Genomic DNA, 1,974 nt, shown 5'->3' with positions numbered 1-1,974 from the left:
TTGGCTACTCCTCCCTTTTGATTAGTAACTGCGATAATCATATTTTCTTAGTACTATGCGATTTTTGATGAAAAAACATATATATATTAGTTACAGAATGAACTGATTCTATGACAATTTAAGTAGACCGCAAAGATTTTCACAAGTTTTAAACCAAAGTAATGAAAAACTAATGTTCCAAATTGCTTGTTACCTAAAAAGCTAACTATACTTTCATTCTGGCGATGAGGAGCGATTTAGTGAAATAAATTGGCGCTTAAAATAAACTTATTTCCCCAAGTCCACATAAAATTTTCTGATGAAATCAAAAGAGCGATCGCCCAAGCCACCTAAACAACAGCCAAAACCCAACGAACCAAGTCCAAAGCTTGACCTTGTTGCTTATAAACCAGTAGATAAACAGCAGCCAATCTCTCAGCCTAACATTACTTCCAGTGTTGATCTGCCGTCAGTTGAGCAGCCAGCCCAAGCAGAGGTAATACCTCTTGTAAGGTCAAAGACAAACGCTGCTGGAAAACCGCAACATTTAGAGAAAAGTAAAGCCAAACGTACCTCTGCTGACAAGAGAAAATCCAAATTACCGCAACAGCCCAAGCAACAGGGTCAATTGACAAAGAGCGATGAAGAAGAAGAATTACCGCCAGAACCCTGTCAGCATATGCAATTCCTGGATTGCAACTCGGAGGTAGGACGTGTGATATTCGAATGCTATCACTGCCAGCAGGGGATAATCAGCGAGTACACCGGAGAACCCGTAATGGGCGAGTACAAAGGACGACCTTCAGTAATTTTCATAAAAGTAAAATGCCCTAACTGTGAGCAAACAGCGATTAGGCTGCAAGTAAGGGAAGTGCTTTCTACAACAGCGATTCCTTCTCCTTGGTAGCAATGATGGCACACTCCCTCTTCAAAAGTGATTAGTAAGAGATATTTACGATTGATAATACAAAAGTTGAAAATTTTACCCTCAATAATAACTGCACTAACGGCACTGACATTAACTAGTTGCAGCACTACTACTGCTGAACAGTATGAAGCTACAGCGCTCACCAGTTACACCTGGCAAGTTAAGTATGCTAATAACCTAACTAGTCAACCACAGCCACGAATTGAAACTTTCGCGAATACTTCAATGTTGAATCGGAATGGATTCAAACCGCCAGGAGCAGTTGTTGGCCCAGATGAGAGAGGGTTATGGTGGCCTACTTTACCGCCGCGACCAGGTGTTGATGAAGTTGAACAAAGCAAAAGACCTCAAGAAGAGGCAGGCAAACCTGAATTGGTGAAAAATGTAAAGTACAAACTGACCTATAAGGTGGGTAATTCTCAGCAGACCCTACCTACTAATTATGATGTTTATCGGCAAGTAGCAAAAGCTTACCCCCAAAAGACTCCTTTGCAATTGACTTTGGGTGTGAATGATAATTCAGTTGAGAAAGCTGAACCTGTAAGCAAGTAGTAACGCACTCGTTACATAGTCAGCAAGAAGTTAAAGATTAAGACTGAATTGCTTTTCAACAAAAGATTGACAGTAAATTATAAATCAAAGAGTCAACGATGATCTAAATTAATTTTTGCTGCGTTGATAAAAAAGATTTCAAAAAATCCTGTTGGGGGCTTCATGGGGACTATATATACCCCAACAGTAGATCGGGATTTTGATGGCATTTAGCACCTATATAGGGTACATATAGGTGCTAAATGGGGTATACTTAACTGACTAAGATTTTGTACCCCATTTAGCCCCCAAGGCTTTATGATAAACTCTTGAGTCTAGAGAAAAAATGAGTAGTTATTTTATTCTTCTCTCCCCTACTCCCCAAATTATCTGAACAGATAGCTTTCACAAATTAAAGTTTATTACTTGGAGCAGATGTCAAACATTCACACCTTACAAAAAATTTTTCCTGCGGGTTTCGATAACGGTTACGGAAGTCTCAAACTTTTAGTCGATGGCTTTGAAGTAGTTCGTGT

At 39.6% G+C, this 1,974-nt stretch carries 2 protein-coding genes; both read left to right on the top strand.

Going from position 1 to position 1,974, the window contains the following annotated elements:
• Positions 1 to 298 precede the first annotated feature (298 nt).
• A complete protein-coding gene (locus H6G26_RS43635; RefSeq protein ID WP_242054414.1) occupies positions 299 to 886 on the top strand; it encodes a hypothetical protein in 588 nt (195 codons plus the stop codon).
• Between the two features lie 57 nt (positions 887 to 943).
• Complete coding sequence (locus tag H6G26_RS41335; protein ID WP_190737888.1) at positions 944 to 1,459, top strand: hypothetical protein; 516 nt, start codon at positions 944 to 946, stop codon at positions 1,457 to 1,459.
• The last annotated feature ends 515 nt before the right edge of the window (positions 1,460 to 1,974 follow it).

Origin of the sequence: Nostoc sp. FACHB-888 (genome assembly GCF_014696655.1) — a bacterium.
GTDB lineage: Bacteria > Cyanobacteriota > Cyanobacteriia > Cyanobacteriales > Nostocaceae > Nostoc.
This window is presented reverse-complemented; position numbering and strand designations above follow the sequence as displayed.